The organism is Paenibacillus lemnae, assembly GCF_012933385.1.
GTDB classification, from domain to species: Bacteria; Bacillota; Bacilli; order Paenibacillales; family Paenibacillaceae; genus Paenibacillus_AQ; species Paenibacillus_AQ lemnae.
The window spans coordinates 390,968-416,759 of the sequence record NZ_JABBPN010000003.1 but is presented as its reverse complement, the minus strand read 5'-3'; the positions used below and the strand labels follow the sequence as shown (position 1 = coordinate 416,759).

Below are 25,792 nucleotides of genomic sequence, written 5' to 3'. Positions count from 1 at the left end.
TTTTCTTTTTTGTTTTCATAAAAATAAAATTATTTTCACAATCCACGGCAGAGGATGTCACGGCGCCCTGATGACTGCCGTCAAAGGAGGCCCGATTATGGCACCTGTCCTGCACATCATAGCTGTGGAGAAAGAACGCCTGCCCCGGCAGGAGCGAAGGCTAGCGGATTTTGTCCTGGACAGCCCCGCGGAGATTGTACATATGGGCATTAAGGAACTGGCAGAGCAATGTGAGGTCAGCCCGGCCACTGTCACCCGTTTTTGCAAAAACTTCGATTGTAAGGGATATCCTGATTTCAAGGTAAAGCTGGCGGCTGAAATGGCCCATGCTGAAAAGACGTCTCGGTCCGGCCAGACGAAATACCAGGACATCGTAGCGGGTAAACCGCTCGCCGATATTGTCGAGGCGATTGAGAGCAATCACCTCACCTCCATCCAGGACACAACGTCCCTGCTGGATCTGGGACAGCTGGAACGGGCAGTCGACGTCCTATGCCGCTCCAAACGGGTAGATCTTTACGGTGTTGCCACTTCTTCTATTGTCGCTCAGGATTTTTACCAGAAGCTGATACGAATCGGCAAGAACTGTACCGCATTTGCAGATTCCCATATGCAGGTTACATCTGCTTCCACGCTGGGGCCCGGGGATGCCGCCATCGCCATCTCCTACTCCGGGGAAACGCTTGAAACGATTGATGCACTCTCCGTTGCCAAAAATGCAGGCGCGTTTGCGATCAGCATCACGTCCTATCGCAGCAGCGCCCTTGCCGCGCTGTCCGATATTGCGCTGTATTCCTCTTCACTGGAAGAAGGCATGCGCCGCGGTGACATGGCGTCCCGCATTGCCCAGCTGCACATCATTGATATTTTATTCATGGGCATGGCCAGCCGTGATTTCTCAACCTATGTGCCAAGGCTGGAACAGTCGTACCTCAATGTGAAAAATTACCGCAAAAGCCGAGGAGGTCTTGATTAAATGAACATTTATACTCTACAAAATGAAGAAGCATTCGTACAAACAGCCGCTGGTCTCATCACCGGTCTTGTGACCAGCAGACCACGTGCCAAGTTAGGACTCGCTACCGGCAGCACGCCGGTGGGGCTATACGCCAAACTGATTCAGATGCACAACAACGGCCTTGTCAGCTTTGCTGGCGTGACAACCTACAATCTCGACGAGTATGTCGGATTACCGGAAAATCATTCTGAGAGCTACCGCACGTTTATGAATGAAAAGCTGTTTAATCATGTCGATATTAATATGGAACGTACTTTTGTACCGAACGGCAATGCAGCTGATCTTGAAGAAGAATGCCGCAGCTATGATCGGATGCTGGATGAGAATGGTCCAGTCGATCTACAGCTGCTTGGTATCGGTCATAACGGCCACATCGGCTTCAATGAGCCTGGCACTGATCTGAGCGGAGGAACGCATGTGGTGCCCCTTCAGGAGGAAACAAGACTCGCCAACGCCAGGTTTTTTGATTCCCTGGATGAAGTGCCGACACATGCCATCACTATGGGTGTGGCATCGATCATGAAATCCCGTCAAATTCTGCTGCTGATCCGTGGCGAAGACAAGGCTGAGATTGCACATCGCGCACTGACCGGTCCGATCACCACCCAGTGTCCGGCATCTCTGCTGCAGTGTCATCCTAACGTTGTCGTCCTTCTGGATGAAGGCGCAGGGAGATATTTCCGATGAGCAGCCAGCAGCAGCCGTCCACACTGCTTTATGGTAAGGTTCTTACACCAAATGGGCTCGTAGAACAGGGTGTTCTTGCCATGCAGGGTGATGTCATTATGTACGCCGGTGAAGCCTCCAGTCTGCCGCCTGAACTGGAACAGTCGGCAGGCGGTGTTACCCGGTCAGAGAACGGATACATCATTCCCGGCTTCGTAGACATTCATGTTCACGGCGGAAACGGCGGGGACTTCATGGATTCAAATCCGGAAATCCTTGATAAAATCACATCCTATCACTGCTCCCAAGGCACCACGTCGATGCTGGCAACAACCATGACTGCGCCAAAAGCAGCCATTGACGCTGTCCTGGAAGCCGTTCACGAATACCGCAGTACGAACATGCCGTATACGCGGCTGGAAGGCGTGCATCTGGAAGGTCCATTTATAAGCCCAAAATGGCCTGGAGCCCAGAATCCCGAGCATATTGTTACTGCCAATGTGAACTGGCTGGAGCAATGGGAACAACAGTATCCAGACCTGGTTAAACAGGTGACTCTGGCTCCAGAGCGCGAAGGCGCCCTGGAAGCCATTGCATGGCTGAAGGAACACGGCATTGTGGCTGCACTGGGCCATACGGATGCTACCTATGATGAGGTGATCAAGGCTGTCGAAGCAGGCCTGAGCCACGGGGTTCATACGTTTAACGCCATGACAGGGCTCCATCACCGCAAGCCAGGAACAGCTGGAGCTATGCTCAGTGATGACCGGCTCAGTGCTGAGGTCATTGCCGATGGCATCCACGTCCATCCTGCGGGAGTAGCCATCTTGGCCCGCATGAAACAGGGAAGCAATCTGATCCTGATTACGGACGCCATGTCTGCTACCGGCATGCCCGATGGAGATTACATGCTGGGCGATCTGGCTGTCGTAGTGGAGCAGGGTATTGCTACATTAAAGATGAACAGAGACAGCCTCGCCGGCAGCACGCTGACGATGATCAAAGGCTTTAAGTACCTGGTTCAAGAGATTGGTCTCAGTATTCCGCGTGCTTCTGAAGCTGCCAGCCTGAATCCCGCCAAGCGGATCGGCATTGACCACCGCACCGGCTCTCTTCAGCAGGGACTGCTCGCAGATGTGCTGCTGCTGAATGCAGAGCTCGACATTGAAGGAGTCTGGGTACAGGGACGCCATAAATTTTAATGAATTAACCTCATACAAAAAAGCTCCTGACCGAAGTAACAACGGCAGGAGCTTTTTACATAATCAGCCACCCATCATGGCAAGCTAATCTTAACGGTTGGCGCGGTTGTTGTTGAGCATATTGTTGTTGTCGTTAAACATGCCGTCACGGTTGGTGGAGTTATGCATGATGCCGTTGCCCCGGCCCAGCGGGAAAATACGATTGATAAATGCTCCCAGGTCCTCTGTCATGTTGCCGACAATATTACCGTCTCTGTTGGCATTGGTGCCGGTAACATTACCAGTATTGTCATTTGCATAACCTGCTGAATGATCATAAAAACCAGAATCGGCGGAAACATAAACCTGATCACAGTTTGGAACGGTCTTCTGGATTTTGCTATTAATCATTTCACGAATGTCTGACGGTACACTGTTCTCATTGTTCATATCTGTGCCGGCATTGTTGTTCAGTGTGCCATAACGGCCGCGGTTACCGATCGTTGCTCCATTGTTACCCATGATTCCGTTGTCTCCGGAGTTGTCCCCCATCGTGTTGTAACGGCTCGAACCATAGCTGCCGTATCCTGCGCTGCGGCCAAGGCCTGTATTGTTGTCCAGGTTACCGCGGGGATCGCTCATACCGCGCAGCAGGCCTGCACTGCCTGTACCGGATGCTCCATAGAGACCATCACTGCGGCCATTCGTACCCATACCTCCGATACGTCCGCGGTTAGACATTGTATTTGTACGTCCGTCCATTCCGTTACCCGGATTCATATTTGACGTACCGGTATTTTTCTGATTGTCCAGAGACAGAGCCACATAAGCGTTGTTTTTGCTTACGAATACGTGGGCGTTCCCTACACCTTTAACTTTTGAAATTTTGTTGGACAGCACACGGCTGTATTTCAGATTGCTGAGATCATGCTGCTGCATGCCTGAACGGTCATTTCTGTTGTTAAGCACATGGCTTTTGCCAATCCGGCCGTTATTTTTCGTGCTAATATTGTGAGCCTTCGTCGTATTGCCATCATTCGTGTTACCGCATCCTGCCAAACCGGCCATGCTTGCGATCAATGCTGCCGACAGGGTTAAACTGAGGGCTGCTTTGCTCTTCTTCATATTTCATCCTCCATCTCTGTTGTGGGTGTGCTTGACATGGTATAGGATGACCGGGCAGCAGGAGCCGTATGCTGAAAGGTTTTGGCATACCAGCACAACCACGCTCAAAAAGGCTGCAGGAGTCTTCCCCGGCAGCCTTGCAAGATATTTGTTTCAGGACTCAGAGCGCGCATAAGCAAGAATATCGTTCAGAGTAGCATTCATTTCCAGGCTCTGTCTCCAGCCAAGATGTATGAGATCGATGGACGGATGCTCCGTTTCCTTCTGCACCCGGGAAGAAGCTTTCGCTTCGTCATCATCACCCCAGTTTACAGGAACCGGCCCTTTCGCTTCCTGAAGCATCACTTCTGCAATCTCGCCAAGTGTCCACTCCACACTACCGGTTACAGGATACACTTTGCCAGGTGTCCCTGAGATGAGCAGCTTCTCATAGGCGCAAACAGCATCCCTCACATCGAGGAAATTTCTAGAAGTATTCCTTGAACTGATTTGAAACACAGGCAGTTCCCTCCCCTGCTCACAACCTGCAATGTACTTCGCCAGCAGCATGCAAAAGCCTGTTGATTCACCGGGTCCCACCAGATTGGAAGGCTCTGCAATCAGCACCGGCATCTTGAAAAGAGCCGCCCACGCTTCAGACACCCATCGTCCCAGCGTCTTGCTCAAACTGTAAGGATGCGGAACATTCGCTGCCCCTGCAGCCGGATCCACACCGAGCCTGGAGCCAACGAGCAGCATCCGTCCATCCGGACGGACCTGCCGCATCGCTTCCAGCAGGTAGACCGGAGCCATCAGGTTGGCTTCCATAAAGCCTGCCGGGTCTTTCCATGATTCCGGCACTGAATTTTTTCCCGCCAAATGCAGAACATAATCAGGTGCTGTTTCATCAATTAACTCACAGACTTGACGGCGGTCCTGGAGCTCGCAGACTTTGAAGTTCAGTCCTGCATCACTTTGTGCTGCCATGTTTTTTCGAACGACAGCTGTCACATTCCAGCCTCTGGATACAAAATGAGCACAGGCATGCCTGCCCGTAAATCCGCTGGCACCCGTGATCAGAATATCGGGATTTATGCTCCGCTCTGCCATTCGCGCATCTCCTGAAGCATTTGTCTATAAGCAGGCAATGTATATGCAATGTCTTCTCTGGTGGACACCAGCGTCCGGTCCTGAACCATATTGTCATCAGGCTCAATCGACACATCGGTTTTGCCCCAGATTTCCTGAAACAGAAGCAGCAGTTCATGTTTACTGACAGGTTCAGGGTGCGCCAGGTGAATCAATCCGCCGAACGATTGCTTCATGAAGTAATCCATAGCTTTTGCCAGTTCCAGCGTCGTTACACCATTCCACCACACGTTGCGGTAACCGCGGACCAGTCCCTGCTGCCTCATAAACCATCCAAACAGTCCGATCCCGTCCTTTCGGATTTCCGGACCAATGATCGACGTGCGGATTGTCATATGATTAGGATCATGAATCTCGCCAAGTGCTTTGGTAATGGCATAGACCGAAGTGCCGTCGGGAGCATCGTCCTCCCGATAGCTCCCGCGGCTGCCCAGAAACACACAGTCCGTGCTGATGTGAATAAGCCGTGCTGATATTTGCTCTGCCATATGACGAAGACGGTGCGGCAGAAATCCGTTAATATTGTACGCATTGATTTTATCTTCTTCTGCAAACTGATTCAGGACCCCTACCGCATTGATGATGATGTCAGGCCGAACCGATCGAACCGTGTGCTCCACAGCACTGATATCCGACACATCCAGTACCAAGCCTGCGGGATCTGTCATATCTCTGGACGTATAAAATACCTGGTGGCCGTGCTTGCGGAAATAATCCACAAGCACGTGCCCGGCCATGCCGTTGCCTCCCAGAATAAGCAGTTTCATGACAAAAATCCTCCGCGTTTAAGAATGTCCCGAATTTCCTGCTTGGTCATGAGGTTGAATTCCGAACTGAAACTTTTAAACTCTACAGGCTCTTTGTCGGCGTAATGCTCTTTAATCCCTGGTATATCAAGGGCAGGCAGGATCACCAGATACTGATCGTCATATGCGATCGTTGTAAGACTTTCAAAATCGCTCATTAAAATTTCATGGATTTTCTCGCCAGGACGAACACCGGTCTCCAGTAAAGTTACATCTTTTTTCCCGGAATCCTCAATCAGAACCTCAGCCAAATCCACAATCCGGCACGTCGGCATCATCATCACAAAAATCTCTCCACCTACACTCTCAATCGATGCCTTGAACAAAAGAGAGATTGCATCTTTCAACGTCAGGAAGAAACGAGTCATCTTCAGATCCGTAATGCGGATTTGTCCTTTTTGACGAATCTGGTTGATGAACAGGTGAACAACACTTCCATTTGTCCCCAGTACATTACCCCCCCGGACACAAACAAATTTGGTATCAGAGCTGAGCAGGTTGGCATAGACAATGAGCTTTTCACCGATCGCCTTGGTCATGCCGTAGAAGTTGGAAGGATTGGCTGCTTTATCAGTTGAAATATAGATGACCTTCTTCACCTTGTTCTCGATGGCAGCTTCAATAACATGCTGGGTGCCGACGACATTGGACTTCAGCGCTTCGTAAGGATGCTCTTCACAGACCGGAACATGCTTCAGCGCAGCCAGATGGAACACATAATCTACATCCTGGCAGGCGGCCGTCAAGGCTTCTTTATCCCGAATATCACCGATTCGAAAGGTCAGTCTCGGATCCTCAAATTCACGGTCCATCGCAACCTGGGTAGCCTCGCTTCTGGAGTATACGATGATTTGTTTCGGATTTTGCGGCAGCAGCTGACTGATCAATTCATGTCCCCACGATCCTGTGCCGCCCGTCACTAAAATACGCTGATTATTAAACATTCACTTTCCCTCCAAGCACAAATTTTACGACAGTACGCGACACATTTTCCGTCAAATAGCCATCCGGACACTGCCATGCCGGTTTGAGCTCTGTCATCAGCCGAACGGCATCATGGATGCTCTGTGCATCCACACCGGATACGATATTGCTTCCACAGTCGACCGTTTCAGGACGCTCGGTTGTGCGCCGTACCGTAACAGTAGGAACATGGAGAATACAGCACTCCTCCTGAACCGTACCGCTGTCTGTAATCGCACAGCGTGTTTCCTGCTCCAGACGTACAAAGTCGAAAAATCCAAAAGGTTCATGAAACTCCACCAGATCATGCATCACCGTGCCGGCATCCTTCAGGCGGGAAGCCGTACGCGGATGCAGACTGCAGATCAAGCGCTTGCCGTACGATTCCGCGACTTGATTCAGCCCCTTCAAAATCTCCCGAAGACTTTCGGGACGGTCCACGTTTTCTGACCGGTGAATGGTCACCAGGAAATATTCCCGGGATGCGAGAGACAGCGTTTCAAGAATGCGGCTGCTTTGTACCTTGGGCTGATAGTGACTCATGACTTCATAGATCGGGTTACCGGATAAGACGATTCGGTGACTGGGAACTCCCTCCCGCAGCAGATGCTGTCTGCTGTACTCGGTATACGGCATATTTATAGAAGAGACCGCATCGATCACTTTGCGGTTTTTCTCCTCCGGGACATCGAGATCAAAACAGCGGTTGCCCGCTTCCATATGAACGACCGGGTATCCCATCCGCTCTGCAAGCACGGCACACAAGGCGCTGTTCGTATCTCCCAGCAGCAGCACAGTGTCCGGCTTTTCCTGATTCAGAATTTCTTCCATCCGGCTGAACATGACAGAAAGCTGCCCTCCAAGCGAAGCTTGACGATCCTGAAGCACATAATCGGGACTTCGAAGACCGAGCTCCTTGAAAAACAATCCGCTCAGCGTAGAGGTGAAGTTCTGGCCCGTATGAACCAGCACATGCCGCTCAGCGAACCGGTCCAGCAAAGGAATAATGAGACTAAGCCGAATGATTTCAGGTCTTGTTCCCAGGATCGTTAAGACTTTCATCTGCAATTCTCCCTTGTGAAATATTGTCTTGGCTCGCATAAGCATCGACCATGCTTCATGACGATCTTTATGCTTTTCTTGATCTGCTTGTTAATCGGCTTCGTCTTGGCGTGCGGCGGACAGCGATGGATCTCACCCTTCGGCCCGCTCTGCTCTTTCTGGATCTTTGGCGGCCAGAAACAGTGTGACGGGAAACAGCGCGTCTAACCGGCGTGTGGAACCATCCTGGACGTTCACCCTGCCACCTTGTGACCAGCTCATGAAGTCTCATGCGGTACATATCTGGACCGAGTGCCGCCAGGGCACTGCCCCGGTTTTGTTCTCCGAGCGACCGGCCCAGTTCCGGATCATCCAGCAGGCTGCGTAATTTCTCACTGAGCGACCCAGGGTTACCGGGCTCTGCCAGCATATGCGAGCACCCTGCCGCATCCAGCAGCTCCTTCAAGCCTCCCGATGCATAAGCAATTACCGGCTTTTCAAGCGCCAATCCTTCCATGGCTGTCAAGCCAAAGCCTTCACCCACCAGACTTGGCACAACAATAATATCCAGTGCACAATACACACGTTCAATATCATCCTGACACCCTGCAAAAATAACCCGGTCCTCGGCTCCGGCTGCAGCAATTTTGGAAGTGCAGCGCATATGATAATCCTCGTGCAGTACACTGCCAACGATCAGAAACCGCGCATCGGGATAGGAATCCTTAACATCCAGTGCCATGTCGATGAAATCCAGAATCCCCTTGTTCTCCACAAGAAAGGAGGAGACCACGCCGATGAGAGGCGTGCCGGGTCCGATTCCCAGTTCAGAGCGATATGCGTTTCGGAGTTCCGGCCAGGCCTCTCGCCTGAGCTCTGCCTCGTTCCAGGAAGGATACAGGACAGATACCTTGGACTGTCGGATGCCAGGGTTAAAACCTTGGGCGACAGATTCGGATATACTCAGAATCCAGTCACTATGACGATCAATGAGTGCTGTCGATTCATTCAGATGACCGTTATCGGTCATCATTTCAGTCAGCTTCCAGACGACCGGAATCCCTAAATCCTTACCGGCTGCTGCAGGCAGGTAATGAACACAGGTGTTGGTGAGGATGACGCCAGGCGACTCCCGCATAATGAAACGAAGAAGCTTCCGGTACAGCGGCTTATCTTTCAATCTTGCTGCCTCTTTGTTCAGCCCGGGCGACGGGGTATAAATGCTGTACAACAGAGGAAGCGGAAAAATCCGGACCTGTATACCTGACTGCCTCGCCAGGGCGGTTAACCGTCCTTCCCCCGGTACGACCAGCACACAGTCGAAATAAGGGAGTAATTCCCGGCAGAAGAATAACAGCAGCTTTTCCGCACCTGTAATACTTGTTGGATTTGAAAGGTGTGAGAATAAGAGCATTTTCGGCTTCAATATCATAAGGCATCACACCCGCTGCAATGTGCTGATACGCAGCGTGCGGATCCACCTCCTTTTCACCCGGTTGGTACAATATATTAGGGGGACAAAGGCTGCGTAACGACGCTTGTTCCCCTCCAATTGACTATTTCAGGGACGAATAATCGACAGCATCGTGTCCAGCCGATGACCATAGGTGTGCTCTTTAAACGTACGATCCAGCGCTTTAAGTGCAATGTCTTTCCGTACCGCTTCATTGGCCAGGTAAAAATCCACCTTTTCCAGCAGCTCTGCCGGCGTTCGGTACGTTTCAATCTCTACACCCGGTGTGTAAAAGCTCGCTAAATCCTCCCGCTCATCACAGAGCTGAAGCGTTCCACAAGCGTTAATCTCAAACGTTCTCGGATTAGGGGAGGCCGCAGGAATACGGAATGAATTCTGATTGATCGCTTGGTCATCAAACGCCCGGTGCAAATTAATAACAATCTTGGCGCTGTTGTAGACGTTTGCGGTTTCTCCGGGTCCCATCCACTTGTTCATCTCAATCCGGCTGCCATATTTGGCGTAACCCGGGAGCTTTTCCCACCAGTTTCCGTTGATCAATGTTTCATATTTCATCAACCGGTCCATGATCGGCTGAAAAAACTCGATCCGCTTGGGATACGCTGTCCCGACAAAGCTGACCTGTCTGCGTGCAGCAGATGACCTCTGCAGAGGTCGGTAATGTCCAGGAAACGCCGCAAAAGGCAGATAAAATACGTGCGGACATCCCATGTTCTGATAATGGGCCACGCAGTTCCGCTCCAGCGTAAACACGAAATCATAACGGGTCACCCACCCCGGGGCCATGTCTGCGTAATAAGGATCATCTGTCATCCAGACGGCCGCAGGTATCCCCATACTGCGTACCCGGTCCACATGATCCGGCGGCAGAAACATCCCGTCCAGAACGATCATGATGTCAGGCTTGCAGTCTGCGGCACATGCAGTAACATCCTGACGGGCATCTGAAATCGTAACCTGACGGACCATTCCCTGCAGTGTGGCAAATACCGCTTCGTCGATGGGGGAATACGGATAGCCTTTTCCCGAGGTCACGTACAGGACGTGCAGATCCCGCACCGCGGGTATGAAAGGGCTTCTCGCCGCATATGCCTGTTGTTTCCCCCGAAAATATCCTTCTTCAAAGCCATCTCGGTGGCCCGCTTCTCTGCCCTGATAATAAGTTCCTGATGCTGAAGCCGGAGGAGAAAGAGCTTTCCTCTGCATACACTTCACTCTCCCTGCGTTTGAAAATGACGTTCATCATGCCTGCAGCTTTTGCAAGAGCATGGGAAGACGCGCGGCATACGTATGATGGGACATCGTCGTTTTCAGGCCGCGTAAGGCAATCCCCTGTCTCTCCTGGTCCCGGGACAGATAGTGTTCCAGCTTGAAGCGAAGTTCGTGGACATTAGCAAAGGTCTCAATATCCCGGCCCGGCTCATAATACTGGTACAAATCTTCACGGATATCCGTCATTTGCAGTGTTCCACAGGCATTGATCTCAAAAGTGCGCGGATTAATGGATCTCCCACCCAGATTCAGGCTGTTGCGGTTATCATCCCAGCTCGTTGTGGGACGATGAAGATTGATCACGATCTTCGCGCCATTATAATATTTAGCCGTTTCGGAAGGCGGAACAAATCCGCTTTGGATAAACGAAGACAGCTCTTTGTACCGGGCGAGCCTCTCCCAGAATCCTCCGATAATTCTGACTTTCTTTCCCGCCAGAAACGGGGCAAGTTCATCGAATAGAGCCGCCCGGTTCCGAAAGGCATTCCCGATAAAGCAGATGTCGGATTGGTAGTTTGCATCTGCCCGCATCGGGCAGAACAGACCGGGATGAACAGCCAGCGGCATGTAATGGACTTTTCGCGCCCCCAGAGATTTGTAGAGTTCTACACAGCTGAGTTCATGGGTGAAGACCATGTCATAGTGCAGGCACAGCTCAGACGTATCCTTCGTAAAATAGGGATCATCTACGAACCATACCGCTGTTTTAATGCCCGAACTCCGAATCTGTTTAAGCTGGGGAATCAGATCCTTCGGAAATACATGAAGCCCGTTCATGACCAGCATGACATCCGGTTTCTCCCGGGAAGCCGCCTCGATCATGGTATCGGGACTTCCCTGTACAAAATCCCGAACCATACCGCGGAGCGCTCCTGCAATGCCTGCATCGATGGATTCGAAGCCCTGGGGGATGTAGAGCAGCTTCATGTCAAAATAGGAAGAAGCGGGATTCGGAAGCCGGTCGCATATGGCCCGGCATGCTCCCAAACGGTACCCTTCCCCATATCCGCTCATGTAGGCCTGTTCTTCCAAGTGTTTTGGCTTTAGACTCATCTTGTTCACCCTGCTTCGATGGTTTACGATAGGTTCTTTAAACTATATGCCAGCAGGACGGATGCATCATGGACGATTGTCCTCTCTGTTCAGAAATTGGCGAATGCCCTCAGTATCTTGAGGGCCGCCTCTGAAACGAAAAAAAATAAGCCCGGAAACCGAGCTTATTAAGAACATTACTTTAGTTACACCGTTAAACCATCCTCATACCCTTTGGCAAATCCGCTGTTGAACCCCTCTTCATATGCCTGTGTGTACCCTTTGCTGTAGGTGGGGGTAAAAAAAAGACTTCCGATATTCTGCCCTCCGGGGCCGCGGGGAACGGAGCGTTTCAGCCCCTGACGCCCCCTGCGTCTGGCCAGAAGTGCACGTGCGGCAGCTGCTTTGCGCCTTCCTTCCTGGCCTCGGCGAGCCGAACGCCCCTTGGGCATTGCAGCGGCAGCCTTCTGTCTGGCTCTTTTAACTCTGTTCGTGCCGCCTGCCGATCGGGCTGCTTTCATGATTCCACCTCCATTTGAAATCCTTCCGCTCTTCATGGACGAAAAATCCGGCAATGCTCTTGTATAAAAGGTTTCACCGGGCGGCCTTGCTGTACCCGGTTCAATGTAATACCTGTCAGCGTCTCACACATGACACCCTGATAGGAGGAAAGGACTCGAATATTTTCAGCCAGCTTCCTGGCCGTCACATCGGAGCAGGAGGCTACCTCTGCGATTTGTTCCAGAATACTGGCAAGCGCCTGCTGGCTGCGCGCGATGGATGTGATGAGTGCCGTCTTGGCTTCCTGTTCTCTGCGAATACGTGACATCATCCGTCTGAGTCTCCAAAATCAAATCCCTCAAAATCGGAATCGTCGTCCTCCTCTTCGCCAGTCTCCAGCACAGCACGAAGATTGCGGCAAAGACCGGTACCGATTCGGGTCAGTCCCTCAATCTGCTCCACGATTTGTTCATGAATCATCAAAGGCTCCTTCAGCGTTTCCCGATCGGTCTCATAGTGCAGAACCCACTGCCTTACTTTCTCCGCTTCAACGGCTTTTCCCGCCAAGATCAAAGCTGTCTCACGCTGGATGGATACCGCGGCATCCAGCATCCGCATTAACGACTCTTCTCTGCTCATAAACGCCTCCGCCTCTGCCCTCCGGTACACATCCCGGTTATTCCTCGTTCTCTCCGCCCCGAAGCTCCTTCATGACGATCTCCAGATGATCCGCAGCCGTCTGCTGAAAATCCGCCATCGCATTCAAATAGGAGGCTATACTTCCGTTCACCTGTTCAATATGAAGGCCTGATTTCTCAGTATCCGAGACACGGGGAACCATGCTGTCGGGCATTGCATGTATAATCTGAGCCATACGAACGGCCGCATGCCGCTGGGCTTCAAGGATCCGGGCCATCTGCTGCTGCGAATGGGACAGATGATGAACGATCTCGTTTATTTTATGTTCCATACAGCTCCTCCTAGACATGGCAATAACCTTTGGTACGGTTTTTGCCCGATCTGCCGCTTCGGTTTAACATATGCATCGCTGCCCTGCATGGTGCCGCCAGGGAAAGAGGATACGCCAGTTTCATAAATCCTTCCGTTTATGAAACTGGTCACTGGCATCCAGCATCTTCAAATCTGCTAATCCTGAACTACGTAACCACGACATGAGATGATGTTCGCCGGAGTCCACCTGCTCCTGATTCCCAAGCGGCTTCCACATCTCACGCCGAAATACAAGACAATCCACGATCTGCAGTTCATTCCTGTCCTTGTTCCGAAAACGGCCGCAAACGATCTCAGCCTGATCCCTCTTTAAGATAGTAATCAGCACGGCAAGCCATTCCGGGGGCGGCACTGCTCCGGGGGACAAAATACAGATATAAGCTCCGTGCGCCCTGGCAAGCGCTTGATCCAGAGCCCCGTTTAAGCTGCCGGAATCTCTACAATCCACATATCGTACCAAGCCGCTCTTACGAGCCGCATAGGCACGAACGGAGCCCGATATGCTGTAATCAGCCAGCAGCAGTTCATAGGGATGCGGAGTAGCTGCTGCCAGAGTTCGAAGTGTTGAGGAACTGAATTCATTCTCTGATCCAATCGGAATGATAATACTCGTACCGGAGAAATGTGAAGGAGTGCCTGACTGGCTCCTGCGATAACCGGCACGATACCCTTCTTCCCACCCCGCCTGGTAGAATACATCCCCATGCCTGTGCACATCCTGCAGCGGTCTCCTTCTCCAGCTTTTCTTCCTGTTCATGGCAGGACATCTTTCATCCGTTCAGATGCTTCCTGAAGCGATTCAAAGGTTCCGGCATCGCACCACCATTTTGACAAAATGTCATATTGAAGCTTTCCTTGAACGGCATACAGGTTGTTTACATCCGTAATTTCAAGTTCCCCCCTGGAAGATGGATGGATAACTTCAATCAGATCGAATACCGTATGATCATACATATAAATACCGGTGACCGCATATCCGCTTTGGGGCTGCGACGGTTTTTCCTCGATACGCTCTACCCGGCCGCTGCCATCAGAGGCGAATACGGGTACGCCGTACCGGTGAGGATCTTCAACCGGACTCAGCAGCACACGTGCACTTCCGGCTGGCTGCCTAACAAAATTAGAGATGTATGAATCTAAATCATCCAGAAACAGATTATCTCCGAGCAGCACCACAAACCGGTCACCGGGTACGATAAAGCCCTTCGCCAGCTCCACGGCTTCGGCAATGCCTCCCGCCTGCTCCTGAACGCGATAGGTGATCCTCACGCCAAAATCACGTCCGTCTTCAAAATACTCACCGTATAAACCGAGCGAGCGTGCTCCGGTTACCAGCAGCAGATCGGTGACTCCTGCCTGACGCAGGCGTTCAACACCGTAAGCAATCATCGGATGTCGGCCCACCGGAAGCAGATGCTTGTTCATCAGCCTGGTCAAAGGCGCAAGACGGGTGCCGTTTCCGCCCGCAAGCAGCACTCCTTTCATTCACGCACCGCCTCCACGATTCATAAATGTTCGGGGATCACAGCCCCATTTTTTGATAAACAAATTACGATTTCTCCGAATTAACTGTCTTACACCGCTTGGATACCGGCTGCGAAAAGTTGCGCTTCCCTCATGATGAACCAGCACATCTCCTGCCACCAGAAGCCTGAAGCCGGCTTTCCGGGCCCGGTAGCAATAATCATCATCCTCATAGTGGCCTGGTGAAAACCGCTCATCCATCAGACCGACCGCGTCCATCACTTCCCGTCTGATCAAATAACATAGACCAACGATCCGCTTTACTTCCTGCCAGCGGTCAGGATTGGTGTGATTATGAAGCTCCGCTTCCATCAGATATCCGGCCAGATCCTTGTAGCCGACACATATCTGCTGAATACCGCTGGCATAATTGGTCACCGGACCCGTAATTCCAATATCTGAACGGCTGTATAGAGCGGTCCGCATAAGGGACAGCCAGCGCGGCGATACAAACACGTCGTTATTTAACAGCAGCAGACAATCCCCAGCGGCGGCTTTCATACCCCGGTTGCAGGCAGAGGGAAATCCCAGGTTCTCGGGCAGTGAAATCAGGAGCAGTCCCTCCTGCACACAGTATTCCGGCGTGCCGTCATTCGAACCGTTATCAACGACGATAATTTCGTAAGGAACTTCTGTATAGGCACGGATATGCTCTACACAGGTCCGGAGCAGTCCGAGCGCATTATAGGTAGGGATGATGATGCTGGTCGTTCCGGACATGATATTCATCATCCATTCCTCCATGCAGACCACTTGCTGCGCGGCAGATTCCCCCACCGAAGACGCGGCCCCAGCTCCTCCATCAGACCGCCCACAGCCTCGATATGATCACCAACAGTGACCGCCTCATCATGCTTCAAGTCACGGCTGCTGTCTCCCTGGCCGAAGTTACTGAAATCCCCTGCCGGATAGATGCTTTCCACACGCAGCCCTTTCACCAGGGCGAGACTATGGGCTTTGGCAGGGATGGCCAGATTGTGAGTTCCGATCGTTTCTATGGCACGCCGCGTTAAAGCATGAGGAATATCCGCCATGGAATTGGCCTCCAGATCATCCCTGTCCAGCATCCGGTTCAGGAAGCTTCGGCAGCGGATGACGGCATCTTGATCCTTAAAATCGGGGAGCCGGGCGGTGATGTCGTTTAAAGCGACATCCACCCCGCGGCTGGCGGCGGCGATAAACACACCAAGTTCCTCGGCAGGAACCCGCTGGTCACTGCTTGTGAAGAGAATGTTATCGCCAGTACTCATCTTTGCACCGAGCGCTCTGGCCGCTTCATCACTCAGCCGTTCAGGAACATGAATGACGGTGACGCCTTCAAAAGACCGTGCAGCGGTAAAGCTGTCGTCACTGCAGCCATGCACGACCACAATAATCTCATGAAGCCGCATCTGCTTCAATTCAGTCATAATGTCCGGCAGGGCTTCAGCTTCATTATGAATACATATGACGGCAGAGGTTCTGCGGCTTGCCTCCGGCAGCAGCGGATGCTCTAGATTCCTGCCGCTGCCTTCTTCAAAGCCATCCCGAAAAGACTGGGCCAGTGCCGGGAGCAGGCGGTACAGCGGCTTTGACGGCACGGAACACTCCTCAATCCATTGTGTCCATGCTTCAGAGGCCCGCTGCGGATCCGATATGCTCCTTCCGGCTCGGCGTCCCGCCATCCAGGCCGCACGAGACCACTCTTGAGTGGAGACCGATGCGCCTCCATATCTGCGCGGCATTACTCGGGTCCTCTTGTTCACGTTTCGCCGTCTCCGGAGCATTTTTCTCCTTCTTCTCTTCATAACTTCACCTCAATCCGTCCTCTTCGGTCTTCCTCATCCTGAAATCCTCCCCGAAGTCCCCGCTGTGTGATCACCCAGGAAAGAGCCTCCAGATGGTCGCCCAGCACCAGCGCTTCCAGTGGATCGTAGCCTCGTACCCGCCTCGGATTAAGTTTTCCAACCTCCACCTTGTGAACCGCTTTGACGGTAAGACCTGCTTCGATCGCCGCAGCCTGTGCTTTAGGGGGAACTGAAAGCATTTCTGAACGTATAACCTCCAGTGCTTTTCGACTTATAGCATGAGGTACAGCTGTCATGGACGCACCTTTAAGATCCCGTCTTCCTAACATGGCATTCAGTGCATACTTCGCAAGAATAACCCGGTGCACCGGTTTTCTATGAATCGGTCCTGTATAATCGTTCAGCGCTACATCGATGCCGCCAGCTACAGCGCGTACATATGGACGCAGATCCCGTGCGTGAATCACCATATCGCCGTCAATAAACAGCAGAATATTTCCGCAGGCTTCCCGGGCTCCTATACTTCGGCCAACATCATGTCCCAGCGGTTCGGGAAAACATAATGTTATCGCGCCGGCAGCCTTTGCCACTTCCGCTGTATTATCGGAACACCCGTTGGCCAGCACAATGACTTCGGTATTGTGATGCACCGCCCGGGCCTCCCGAATGACAGATGCAATTCGTGATGATTCATTCATAGCCGGTATAATGACGGAAACTTCCGGGAATGTCCCTGAAGGCTCCGCAGCTTTCAATGACTTCATGTCAGATCCTCCCATGATGAATTGCGGCGTTCGGATACTGCCCGCCAAACTATGTTATTGTATGTCTGGACTTTTCCGGCGCAACGGCTTATGTACTCACAAACATGACAAAAAGAGGCACAAAGACAGGGTCATCCTTGTGCCTCTTATACAATTTGGCTAACCGGATATGCCAACCGCAATCCAAGACAGCCATCCTTCCGACTCCCTGCTCTCGGGCAGACGGGATATCCGGATTACCGCTTGATTCTCCTCCTGCAGCACGGTACAGGCTTGAAACTCAGATTTACTGCAGCTCGAAATCAACACATAGTCTGTACCTTTATATGGTACAGATAAATTCACGGTCACTTCCTTATTGCACTCCTTGTCAGAAAAGGAAAAGGGGTGTTTTCCAAACTGCTGGTGCACACTGCCCCCAGGCAATCCCTGAACCGGATTAAATCCGAGATGAACAGGCTGTACAGCTTCCGGCGCAATCTTGGTGGACGTGATGGCTTCATTCGAGACATGAATACTGTATACAGCAAAGTTGTCAATCATCTCACTCTTGATACTGCGGTGATCCAGCGTAATCTTTCCGGCTGACTCTTCTTTCTCTATCGTCTCCCTGGACAAAGACAAACTTGACGAATCTACATCTCCTGTCAATGCCGCCTTGTCATGAATTCCAAGGTGTTTCCGAAACGGTCTTCGTCCCCTTCTCCTGCTCATTCGAGTGACTTTGTTCACAGGCGGTACGCTCCTTTTGCATGCATTCGTTAGATCTATCCTATTCCGCTGGATGTGTCGCTGCCACCGAACTAAATATGCTGCATAAAATCCGCCCACCGCTGGGCTGTTAAATCCCATCGAAACTGCTGTCGGCAGGACTCTCTGCCTGCCGTCCCGAGTCTGCAACGCAGTTCCTCGTCACCAAGCAGCCGGGTGATCGGCTGGACAAGTCCTTCGGGCAGGCTTTCCGGCGGCACAAGAAACCCGCTGACTCCCTCTTCAATCACCTCCGGAATTCCTCCCGAACGGGCAGCGACAACAGGGACGGCCGCAGCCATAGCCTCTACATTGACAAGCCCGAACGCCTCTCTTGTCGAGGAAGGAACCACCACAAGATCCGCCATGGTATACCATAATGCCAAGGACGGAAATGGAATATAGGAAAGAAAGGTGATCCATGATTTGAGCGGCCGGGCAGCACTTTTCAGCTTTTTCACATAAGCGGTTTCCCTGTCTGAGCTGTATCCCGCACTTCCAATGACCAGAAGATGGGTGTCCGGATGTTCAGCTAAAATATCAGGCATGGCAGCAATCAGATGATGAACACCCTTTTCCGGCATCAATCTTCCGACAAACAGGATGATTTTCTTCCCCAAAAGCCCCAGTCTCTCCAAACGGGCTGCCCGAATAGCTTCCGAAGCCGGGGTATGCCGCGGAGAGAAGTCCTCCAGCTTGACACCAAGCGGATTGATTAAAATTTGAGGCCGTTCCCCCCTGAAACCAGACTCGACAAACTCCTTCAGGTAGCGGCTGTTCACAATAAGGCCATCTGCCTGTTCCAGGGCGGTCTGAAGCTGGATCTGCCTCAGATAAGGCGGGCGGATGAATGTGTTGGAGTGCAGATTTAAAACCACCTTGACTCCAGGCATTTTAGCTTTCAGCTTCTGTACCGCCAAGGGCCTGTTGTTCACTTCAATCACATCCGGACCCCACATCTTCAGATTGCGCACCAGGGACTGCAGATAAGAACCGGAAGGAAGCCGGATACATGGTACACCATGCAGTTCACTTTTTAATGGCAGTCCTTTGCCAATCGTACCGTAGATCCGGATGTCCAGCTCATGACGAGCAAGCGGCACCACCTGCTCAATAACACGCTCCACCGAACTGCTTCTGACCGATGGAATGACAAAAGAACCCGGTGTGACAACAGCGACTTTTCTCATGACCTCCCCCCTTACCTTTCGCATTTACGATTCTCTTTTTGAAGATGATAAAAGTTAGGCCGCCGGCTTGATGACACCCGTCCACCCGGGACAGGCTCATCTCCCATACCATGATAGAGATCATATTAGAAAAGGAGGCTTACCCATGCAGCCGGAATATGTCGGCATTCTGCTTAATGACAGCACACACCGCGGTATTCCGAGTGGAAAGACAGGTACCGAATCCATTTCCAATTATGAAGAAGCTGCCGCCATGGTGGGACTGACTCCATGTTATTTTCGGATCCGGGACATTTCACTGGACACCCTTACAACAACAGCTTATTTGTGCAGTCCGTCAGGCTATGTACAGAAGACCATCCCTCTTCCAAAAGTCATCCATAACCGCGCCATACACAGTGATCCGTATGCAAGAAGGCTGATCGAGCAGTTCATCTCCTCAGGGATATTCATATTCAACGCTCATACACGTTATGGAAAAGATATCGTTCATCATATGCTGACAGATGACCCGATGCTCCGCTCCTCACTTCCCCAAACGGTTCGTGCCAAGCCCGGTTTGATTCGTCATATGCTTCGGGAACATGGTGATGTCATCCTGAAGCCCTGCCGCGGCAGTGTCGGCCTGGGAATTATGCGGCTGCGCCGAACCCTGCTGCATGATCAATTCACGTATTCCAGATCTACGCCATCGGCCTCAGGCTGGAGGAGCCTCCGGATTCCGAAGGGTCATCTGCCTCTGCTGCTGCGAAGACGTATACGATATCTGCCTTTTCTGGTACAGGAACGTATTCCGCTGGCTGAATATGAAGGCAGCCCATTCGATCTTCGGATCACTGTTCAAAGAGGGGGCAGCGGGAACTGGGAACTGACCGGCATGTTTGCGAGAACAACGCCAAAGGGCACCTTCGTCTCCAACATTGCGCAGGGCGGCATTCCTATCCCTGTTCTGGAACCTTTTCGGCATGGAATACCGGGCATTCATCCCGAGATGATGATACAAAAAACAGCGGAATTCGGTATTCAGATTGCGCAATCCCTCTCATGCCGTCTGCCTTACGCCGCTGATTACGGAATCGATGCCGGGGTCACAGCAGATGGACGTTTATTCTTTATTGAATGCAATGGCCGTGATCAACGTTACGGATTTCGGGAGGCCGGCATGCCGGATATCTGGAAGGAATCCTATCAAAAGCCCATGGCGTTTGCCCGCTATTTGCTGGATCATGGTCAATGGCCTCCATTGTGAGACGGCATGGACACAGCAAAAACAGGCTGCCCGTTATATCGGCAGCCTGTAGGTACGAAGCGGTAACTACTTGGTCGTGATCATATTTCATACTGCTCTTCCCGGTCACCGAAATTATCGTTTCTCTCGGTACTCTGTTTGTAGACAGCGGCAAGGACCTTTTCGTATGCACTTTCAAACCCTTCTGGTAACCCTAACTTGATTTCGTCCATTAACGGCAGGAATCTGTATAACGCCTGTACCTCTTCATCCGTCAAACCCAGGGGGTACATCGCAAAATGACCTATAAAGATATATCCTCTTCCTCGCCCCTGATGGCTGATCGGAATATGCATGGCGCTCAAGGCATCCATATCCCTGTATATCGTTCGCTCGCTCGTTCCGCAGCGTTCTGCAAGTTCTCTGGCTAGAATGCCGGGTCTTGCCTGTACTAGTGTAATAATTTTCATCAGTCGGATCAGTCGGTCTGTCATATCCATTCTCCCTATCTATCTAGTAAATTAGACTTACATCCACAACCATCATAATAGTACATTCTACCCTTACGCAAACTTTTCCTTCTTCACCGACTATTTATATAGAACTATTTTTACTGATAATGAATAGATTGGAATACGTCTAAAGTCTTATTTTTTATATATATATTTATTATACAAGCCCTACCCGATCTGCGATACATAGGCATAGGTATCCACCCACCTGCGGGCAAGCGCATACAAAAGCTCGGCATCCTGCAGCATATCCGCGTCATTCCAGCGTAAAGCACATAACAGCATCTCATCTGCGCGCCTTAGCAGCAGGTCTTCACCCAGCATGATTTCCCCCTGTTCGAAATATTGCAGCGCTTTTTCCAAAAGCACTGGATTTTGAAGGAGCCTCAAGTACTTATCCACCTTGTTGTTAAGATGACACTGCATGACTGAAGTATGGTTGCTGAACTGAATACTTTGTTCGGATGCAGGTGTCATGACTTGGACCCTGCCGTCATCTCGATAACTCCAATGTGTGATGATCATGGGATGGATTCCTGATGTTCTTCCATCCATATGAAAGGCGATCACTGCTTGTTTTCTCACATCGGAACATATAGAGCCCAGGGAGATCACACAATGATAATCACTCAGCCACTCTGTTTTGTACCCGTAGATATCGATAAGCTGTACACCCGGTTTCAATTGGATATGAAGCTTAACTTCGGTTATTCCCAAATGGATATCTCTACTTCTCCTGTCACGCGGATGACTTTGATGAAGCTCCCATTCTACCAGCAAATAGACAGGGTAACATCCGCTTGCGGCTATGTGATCGCTGCTCCATGTAAATTCTGTGCACAAGCCAGACTGCAACACTCCCACCTCTTTCCTTCTTCTTCTAATACTGTACCAATACGCATGGACAGCTTTCTTGTCACGGAACATGTGTTCCTTGATTTCTTTTTCGACAAAATTAACGCAAAAAAAGGCCAGGAGGTTCACCTCCTGGCCTTTTTTTATGAAACTGGGTTAGCTCACGGCAGTTTGCGAAGCAGCACTCCGGGTGTCAAGACTATATTCAGCAGCTCCGGTCACTGGAGCATACGTCACTTTGTCGATTAGCAGCCCGTTACCTACAGGTTTCCCGTTTACTGTAATCATAATTTTCTTTACATTATTGTCATTCATCATGTTAATTTCTCCTTTATTAGTCCGGTTCCTTATATGAAAGAATGGATGGATTGATTATTTGATTAAAAAGTTAATGAATACGCAGTTTGGTGCTTATGATCTGTCATTGGCACGTTATGTAATTACCCATCGCTTTTGTCTTCGAAACGCGTGGTCTGGTTGTCCATTCCTTCAAAACAGCCAAAAAAGGTTAATAATATGTAGAAACATGTCAGGAGCTTTTATCGTATAATGGCCCTGACAACTATGGTAAAGGTGGTGGTCCCGTGGACAAGCCCCATTCTTACAGAATGAAAGCCATCGTTCCCCTGCTGCTGGCAGCCGGTTTTCTGTTCCAGTACGGCGAACGCACTGTTCATGCCAATATCTTTAATGATGCCTATCAGAATTTCCAGCAGTTTTCAGAGCTGCCTCAGGAAATCAATGAACTTAAGAACAATTATGAACGAACCCTTCAGGAACTGGACAAGGCGCGGGCCGATGCCGAGCTGTATCGTCAGCAGAGTGCCGAGCTGGCTAACCAGAACAAGCAGCTCACAGAAATGGTACTTCAGCTGCAGCAATCCGAAGCAGCCAGGCAGCAGGCAGAGGAAGCCCGCAAGCGTTCAGCCGATCGTATAAAAACTGCAGCCATAACGGCGGCCGGACTCCTTGCAGGATATTTCATTCTGACACGCGCTTTAAGATACGGTATGCGCCGCACTAATCGCAGAATATAAAGGAGGAGTGAGATTGAAAATCCGTTTGGAAGAAGCCCCTGGCGGCGGAGCGGGACAGGCCGTGACCTTCTCTCTTCAGGAAGGGGATCTCATTCATGTTCTGCACCCGGACCAAATTGTAGCTTTTCGAGGCCCTTCAACAGGGCGCAATGACCGATTTATGAATATAAAGGGTATGTACCGCAAAAAAAAACTGCTGAGGGCGGATCTTAGCGGTCCCAGTCAGTTTACAGCAGCACTCCCCGCCGGGTTCAGCATGAGAGAAATTCCGCTGAAGGAAGAGGATGATATGCTGTACGATTTTCGGCATGTTTTTTTCTACACGCAGGGTGTCAGCATGCAGACCCGGTTTCTGAAGGTCAAGAACATGCTGGTCACCCGGGATGCCGTCAAGATGAAATTCAGCGGCAGCGGCAGTATCGGTATTTTAACCCAAGGTACGGTCTGTCAGGCGAAGCTGCACCCTACGGAACCGCTCTATGTAGATGCAGGCAGCATCATCGCCTATCCGGAGAACGCCAGCCTTGATTTAACGGTGTACGGCAATCATTTGGCCAGTCAGCATATGAATTATCATTGGAAGCTGACTGGTCACGGTTATGTGCTGTTTCAGGCAGGGAGACAAAACCGCCGGCTGACTGAAGAAATGAATGATGAAAGCATTGTAAGGAGATTCCTGAGGGAAGTCATTCCATTCGGTGGGGTATTTATCAAATAACGTTTATCTGTTATAATGAGCCCGTATGGTTACAACTACGGTTGTTAACTATGCCTACAATTGAAGACAATCCATGCCCTCGTGCATGGGAGAGGTTCGCGAACTCCCTCTATAAAAAACTACACGGTCTTATTTTTCAACATAGATAAGGCTTGTTTTTTAATGACTCAGTTCAAGAACCTTTCTTTCTTCCGGTCGGCACAGCCGCCAGCTATTATAGAAGAATGAGAGGTTTTTTTTATGCTTAAACATGAAAAAGCGGTCGTCGTATTCAGCGGCGGTCAAGACAGCACCACCTGCCTGTTCTGGGCAAAACAGCAGTTTGCCGAAGTGGAGACCGTAACTTTTAATTACGGACAGCGCCACAACCTTGAAATCCAGTGTGCCCAGAATATTGCCCGTGAACAAAACGTCAAGCATACCGTGCTGGACATGAGCCTGCTGAACCAGCTGGCCCCCAATGCCCTGACACGCAGCGATATTGCTATAGAAGAGGGAGAGAACGGGATACCCACCACGTTTGTGGACGGCCGTAATCTGCTGTTTTTAAGCTTTGCCGCCGTACTCGCCAAACAGGCCGGTGCCAAGCATCTGGTTACCGGGGTTTGCGAAACGGACTTTAGCGGCTATCCGGACTGCCGGGACAGCTTTATTAAATCATTGAATGTAACTTTAAACCTGGCTATGGATTATCCGTTTGTCATTCATACGCCACTGATGTGGCTGGATAAGGCCGACACATGGGAGCTCGCCGACGATCTGCATGTCCTGGATTATATCCGCACACGCACGCTGACCTGCTATAACGGGGTTATGGGAGACGGCTGCGGAGAATGCCCTGCCTGCAAGCTGCGCCGTGCCGGACTTCATCAATATCTGGAACGCAGAGAAACAGCTCTGAAAGGAGGCACGCTGTGATGAACCATCAACCTGGAACATTCCGCATTGTGGAACAGCTGCAAAAATTCGGTGAAGATATCCATCCGGAAAATTTGCGTTATCACCGCAGGCGGGTACTCGTATCCAAAGAGTTTACCTTTGATGCTGCTCATCATCTGCATGCTTATGAAGGCAAGTGTAAGAACCTGCATGGACACACCTACAAAGTGGTGTTCGGCATATCAGGCAAGCCTGACGAGGTCGGCATCACCATTGATTTCGGACAGATCAAGGAAGTCTGGAAGCATCAGATTGAACCTTATCTGGACCATCAATACCTGAACGAGACGCTTCCTCCGATGAATACAACGGCAGAGAATATGGTCGTCTGGCTGTATGAACGAATGGAGCTTGCTCTTACGTCGGATCCTTCTTATCACGAGCAGGAAGCTCGGACGGAATTTGTAAGACTATACGAAACGCCGACCAGTTATGCCGAAGTCAGACGGGAGTGGATGGAGCATGAATAGCTTGAAGACACCGCCGGCTGCCTCAGGACCAGAGAAAAGCCTGCCGTCGGCTCAGGCCACAGAGCGGCCGATTCCTATGCTGGAGATTTTCGGCCCTACCGTACAGGGAGAAGGCATGGTTATTGGCCGCAAAACGATGTTTGTACGTACTGCAGGCTGTGACTATCGCTGTTCCTGGTGTGACTCCGCTTTTACCTGGGATGGCAGTGCTTCAGACAGTATCCGGCGTTTGAGTCCCGATGAGATTTGGGAAGAGCTGTTGTCTCTTGGCGGAGAGCGTTTTGACCATGTGACGATTTCCGGCGGCAATCCTGCACTTCTGTCCCAAATGGGCGGACTTGTGGATAAGCTTCACAGCCGGGGTATCACGGTAGCTGTCGAGACGCAGGGATCCCGCTGGCAGGATTGGCTTATGGATATTGACGAAGTTACGATCTCGCCCAAACCCCCGAGTTCCGGGATGGACACGGACTGGTTACGGCTTGACGATATGATCTCCCGCTTGTCGGGTCGTGAACCTGTCAGATCCTTCAGCCTTAAAGTCGTCATCTTCGATGAGGCCGATCTGGCATACGCCAAAACGGTGCATGAGCGTTATCCCAATGTCCCGTTTTATCTTCAAACCGGGAATCCGGACACGGGATCTACCGATCCGGCTGCACATGCTGCGGATTTGCTTGCCCGTTATGAGCAATTAGTGGAGGCTGTTATGGCATCAGACCGGTTGAATGACGTACGTGTACTACCCCAGCTTCACACACTGATCTGGAGCAATAAGCGCGGTGTTTAATATTTAGCAT

31 protein-coding genes and 1 riboswitch are annotated in these 25,792 nt (G+C 51.1%); of the genes, 9 read left to right on the top strand and 22 right to left on the bottom strand.

All coding sequences use genetic code 11. From position 1 onward, the window contains the following. Nucleotides 1-97: 97 nt before the first annotated feature. Genes HII30_RS05530 through nagA form a run of 3 tightly spaced genes read left to right on the top strand, consistent with a single transcriptional unit; the run spans nucleotide 98 to nucleotide 2,886 of the window. Nucleotides 98-976, top strand: a complete 879-nt coding sequence (locus tag HII30_RS05530; RefSeq protein WP_169503992.1) for a MurR/RpiR family transcriptional regulator — start codon at nucleotides 98-100, stop codon at nucleotides 974-976. After that, complete coding sequence (gene nagB, locus HII30_RS05525) at nucleotides 977-1,705, top strand: glucosamine-6-phosphate deaminase (protein WP_169503991.1); 729 nt, start codon at nucleotides 977-979, stop codon at nucleotides 1,703-1,705. Further along, on the top strand, nucleotides 1,702-2,886 hold the full coding sequence (gene nagA / locus HII30_RS05520) for an N-acetylglucosamine-6-phosphate deacetylase (protein ID WP_169503990.1): 1,185 nt from the start codon (nucleotides 1,702-1,704) through the stop codon (nucleotides 2,884-2,886). The genes nagB and nagA overlap by 4 nt, the downstream gene beginning before the upstream one ends. Nucleotides 2,887-2,976: 90 nt before the next feature. Here nagA and HII30_RS05515 read toward each other — a convergent pair whose 3' ends face one another. From HII30_RS05515 to HII30_RS05425, 19 genes are all read right to left on the bottom strand, one after another. Continuing rightward, on the bottom strand, nucleotides 2,977-3,990 hold the full coding sequence (locus tag HII30_RS05515; RefSeq protein ID WP_169503989.1) for a YhcN/YlaJ family sporulation lipoprotein: 1,014 nt from the start codon (nucleotides 3,988-3,990) through the stop codon (nucleotides 2,977-2,979). Between the two features lie 153 nt (nucleotides 3,991-4,143). Beyond that, nucleotides 4,144-5,079: an SDR family oxidoreductase gene (locus HII30_RS05510; protein WP_169503988.1), complete on the bottom strand. Its 936-nt coding sequence runs from the start codon at nucleotides 5,077-5,079 to the stop codon at nucleotides 4,144-4,146. Next, complete coding sequence (locus HII30_RS05505) at nucleotides 5,061-5,885, bottom strand: SDR family oxidoreductase (RefSeq protein ID WP_169503987.1); 825 nt, start codon at nucleotides 5,883-5,885, stop codon at nucleotides 5,061-5,063. Before HII30_RS05505 ends, HII30_RS05510 begins: the two co-directional genes overlap by 19 nt. Next, nucleotides 5,882-6,868, bottom strand: coding sequence for a polysaccharide biosynthesis protein (locus tag HII30_RS05500; protein WP_169503986.1), 987 nt, complete (start codon nucleotides 6,866-6,868; stop codon nucleotides 5,882-5,884). The genes HII30_RS05505 and HII30_RS05500 overlap by 4 nt, the downstream gene beginning before the upstream one ends. Then, the gene (gene wecB / locus HII30_RS05495; protein WP_169503985.1) at nucleotides 6,861-7,949 is read right to left on the bottom strand and encodes a non-hydrolyzing UDP-N-acetylglucosamine 2-epimerase; all 1,089 of its coding nucleotides are present in this window, start codon (nucleotides 7,947-7,949) and stop codon (nucleotides 6,861-6,863) included. The genes HII30_RS05500 and wecB overlap by 8 nt, the downstream gene beginning before the upstream one ends. Nucleotides 7,950-8,016: 67 nt before the next feature. Next, the gene (locus HII30_RS05490) at nucleotides 8,017-9,360 is read right to left on the bottom strand and encodes a glycosyltransferase (protein WP_169503984.1); all 1,344 of its coding nucleotides are present in this window, start codon (nucleotides 9,358-9,360) and stop codon (nucleotides 8,017-8,019) included. A gap of 129 nt (nucleotides 9,361-9,489) precedes the next feature. Further along, nucleotides 9,490-10,608 carry a CgeB family protein gene (locus HII30_RS05485; protein ID WP_169503983.1) on the bottom strand — a complete coding sequence of 373 codons (1,119 nt, stop codon included), beginning with the start codon at nucleotides 10,606-10,608 and terminating at the stop codon, nucleotides 9,490-9,492. Nucleotides 10,609-10,644: 36 nt separating this feature from the next. Then, the gene (locus tag HII30_RS05480) at nucleotides 10,645-11,727 is read right to left on the bottom strand and encodes a CgeB family protein (protein ID WP_169503982.1); all 1,083 of its coding nucleotides are present in this window, start codon (nucleotides 11,725-11,727) and stop codon (nucleotides 10,645-10,647) included. Between the two features lie 185 nt (nucleotides 11,728-11,912). Beyond that, nucleotides 11,913-12,227 carry a hypothetical protein gene (locus HII30_RS05475; RefSeq protein ID WP_169503981.1) on the bottom strand — a complete coding sequence of 105 codons (315 nt, stop codon included), beginning with the start codon at nucleotides 12,225-12,227 and terminating at the stop codon, nucleotides 11,913-11,915. A 32-nt stretch (nucleotides 12,228-12,259) separates the two neighbouring features. Next, complete coding sequence (locus HII30_RS05470; RefSeq protein ID WP_169503980.1) at nucleotides 12,260-12,538, bottom strand: hypothetical protein; 279 nt, start codon at nucleotides 12,536-12,538, stop codon at nucleotides 12,260-12,262. Further along, nucleotides 12,535-12,846 carry an alpha-helical endospore appendage domain-containing protein gene (locus HII30_RS05465; RefSeq protein ID WP_169503979.1) on the bottom strand — a complete coding sequence of 104 codons (312 nt, stop codon included), beginning with the start codon at nucleotides 12,844-12,846 and terminating at the stop codon, nucleotides 12,535-12,537. Before HII30_RS05465 ends, HII30_RS05470 begins: the two co-directional genes overlap by 4 nt. Before the next feature lie 37 nt (nucleotides 12,847-12,883). Beyond that, nucleotides 12,884-13,177, bottom strand: coding sequence for a nucleoside-diphosphate sugar epimerase (locus tag HII30_RS05460; RefSeq protein ID WP_169503978.1), 294 nt, complete (start codon nucleotides 13,175-13,177; stop codon nucleotides 12,884-12,886). Nucleotides 13,178-13,297: 120 nt separating this feature from the next. Further along, nucleotides 13,298-13,975, bottom strand: a complete 678-nt coding sequence (locus HII30_RS05455; protein WP_169503977.1) for a glycosyltransferase family A protein — start codon at nucleotides 13,973-13,975, stop codon at nucleotides 13,298-13,300. Further along, nucleotides 13,972-14,703, bottom strand: a complete 732-nt coding sequence (locus tag HII30_RS05450) for a sugar phosphate nucleotidyltransferase (protein ID WP_169503976.1) — start codon at nucleotides 14,701-14,703, stop codon at nucleotides 13,972-13,974. Before HII30_RS05450 ends, HII30_RS05455 begins: the two co-directional genes overlap by 4 nt. After that, nucleotides 14,704-15,462: a glycosyltransferase family 2 protein gene (locus HII30_RS05445; RefSeq protein ID WP_169504110.1), complete on the bottom strand. Its 759-nt coding sequence runs from the start codon at nucleotides 15,460-15,462 to the stop codon at nucleotides 14,704-14,706. It abuts the gene before it with no gap. A gap of 8 nt (nucleotides 15,463-15,470) precedes the next feature. Next, nucleotides 15,471-16,487: a glycosyltransferase gene (locus HII30_RS05440; RefSeq protein ID WP_169503975.1), complete on the bottom strand. Its 1,017-nt coding sequence runs from the start codon at nucleotides 16,485-16,487 to the stop codon at nucleotides 15,471-15,473. A 38-nt stretch (nucleotides 16,488-16,525) separates the two neighbouring features. Then, nucleotides 16,526-17,293: a glycosyltransferase family 2 protein gene (locus HII30_RS05435; protein ID WP_169503974.1), complete on the bottom strand. Its 768-nt coding sequence runs from the start codon at nucleotides 17,291-17,293 to the stop codon at nucleotides 16,526-16,528. A gap of 159 nt (nucleotides 17,294-17,452) precedes the next feature. Next, nucleotides 17,453-18,025 carry a WIAG-tail domain gene (locus HII30_RS05430; protein WP_169503973.1) on the bottom strand — a complete coding sequence of 191 codons (573 nt, stop codon included), beginning with the start codon at nucleotides 18,023-18,025 and terminating at the stop codon, nucleotides 17,453-17,455. Between the two features lie 71 nt (nucleotides 18,026-18,096). Next, a complete protein-coding gene (locus HII30_RS05425; RefSeq protein ID WP_169503972.1) occupies nucleotides 18,097-19,233 on the bottom strand; it encodes a glycosyltransferase family 4 protein in 1,137 nt (378 codons plus the stop codon). 145 nt (nucleotides 19,234-19,378) lie between these two features. Here HII30_RS05425 and HII30_RS05420 point away from each other — a divergent pair, with 145 nt between their 5' ends. Continuing rightward, the gene (locus tag HII30_RS05420) at nucleotides 19,379-20,482 is read left to right on the top strand and encodes a YheC/YheD family protein (protein WP_169503971.1); all 1,104 of its coding nucleotides are present in this window, start codon (nucleotides 19,379-19,381) and stop codon (nucleotides 20,480-20,482) included. An 80-nt stretch (nucleotides 20,483-20,562) separates the two neighbouring features. Here HII30_RS05420 and HII30_RS05415 read toward each other — a convergent pair whose 3' ends face one another. The 3 genes from HII30_RS05415 to HII30_RS05405 all read right to left on the bottom strand — a co-directional run bounded on the left by HII30_RS05415 (nucleotide 20,563) and on the right by HII30_RS05405 (nucleotide 22,146). Continuing rightward, on the bottom strand, nucleotides 20,563-20,955 hold the full coding sequence (locus HII30_RS05415; protein WP_169503970.1) for a helix-turn-helix transcriptional regulator: 393 nt from the start codon (nucleotides 20,953-20,955) through the stop codon (nucleotides 20,563-20,565). Between the two features lie 186 nt (nucleotides 20,956-21,141). Next, the gene (locus HII30_RS05410; RefSeq protein WP_211184441.1) at nucleotides 21,142-21,690 is read right to left on the bottom strand and encodes a hypothetical protein; all 549 of its coding nucleotides are present in this window, start codon (nucleotides 21,688-21,690) and stop codon (nucleotides 21,142-21,144) included. Nucleotides 21,691-21,984: 294 nt separating this feature from the next. Beyond that, nucleotides 21,985-22,146: a hypothetical protein gene (locus HII30_RS05405; protein WP_169503968.1), complete on the bottom strand. Its 162-nt coding sequence runs from the start codon at nucleotides 22,144-22,146 to the stop codon at nucleotides 21,985-21,987. Nucleotides 22,147-22,412: 266 nt separating this feature from the next. Here HII30_RS05405 and HII30_RS05400 point away from each other — a divergent pair, with 266 nt between their 5' ends. The 5 genes from HII30_RS05400 (at nucleotide 22,413) to queE (ending at nucleotide 25,782) form a co-directional block, all read left to right on the top strand. After that, complete coding sequence (locus tag HII30_RS05400) at nucleotides 22,413-22,865, top strand: efflux RND transporter periplasmic adaptor subunit (RefSeq protein ID WP_169503967.1); 453 nt, start codon at nucleotides 22,413-22,415, stop codon at nucleotides 22,863-22,865. Nucleotides 22,866-22,878: 13 nt separating this feature from the next. Beyond that, nucleotides 22,879-23,583: an AIM24 family protein gene (locus HII30_RS05395; RefSeq protein ID WP_169503966.1), complete on the top strand. Its 705-nt coding sequence runs from the start codon at nucleotides 22,879-22,881 to the stop codon at nucleotides 23,581-23,583. 85 nt (nucleotides 23,584-23,668) lie between these two features. After that, a riboswitch (PreQ1 riboswitch) is annotated at nucleotides 23,669-23,712 on the top strand. 111 nt (nucleotides 23,713-23,823) lie between these two features. Beyond that, complete coding sequence (queC, locus tag HII30_RS05390) at nucleotides 23,824-24,501, top strand: 7-cyano-7-deazaguanine synthase QueC (protein WP_169503965.1); 678 nt, start codon at nucleotides 23,824-23,826, stop codon at nucleotides 24,499-24,501. Continuing rightward, nucleotides 24,501-24,992, top strand: a complete 492-nt coding sequence (gene queD, locus HII30_RS05385) for a 6-carboxytetrahydropterin synthase QueD (RefSeq protein WP_169503964.1) — start codon at nucleotides 24,501-24,503, stop codon at nucleotides 24,990-24,992. The genes queC and queD overlap by 1 nt, the downstream gene beginning before the upstream one ends. Then, the gene (gene queE / locus HII30_RS05380; RefSeq protein WP_169503963.1) at nucleotides 24,985-25,782 is read left to right on the top strand and encodes a 7-carboxy-7-deazaguanine synthase QueE; all 798 of its coding nucleotides are present in this window, start codon (nucleotides 24,985-24,987) and stop codon (nucleotides 25,780-25,782) included. The genes queD and queE overlap by 8 nt, the downstream gene beginning before the upstream one ends. Nucleotides 25,783-25,792 lie beyond the last annotated feature (10 nt).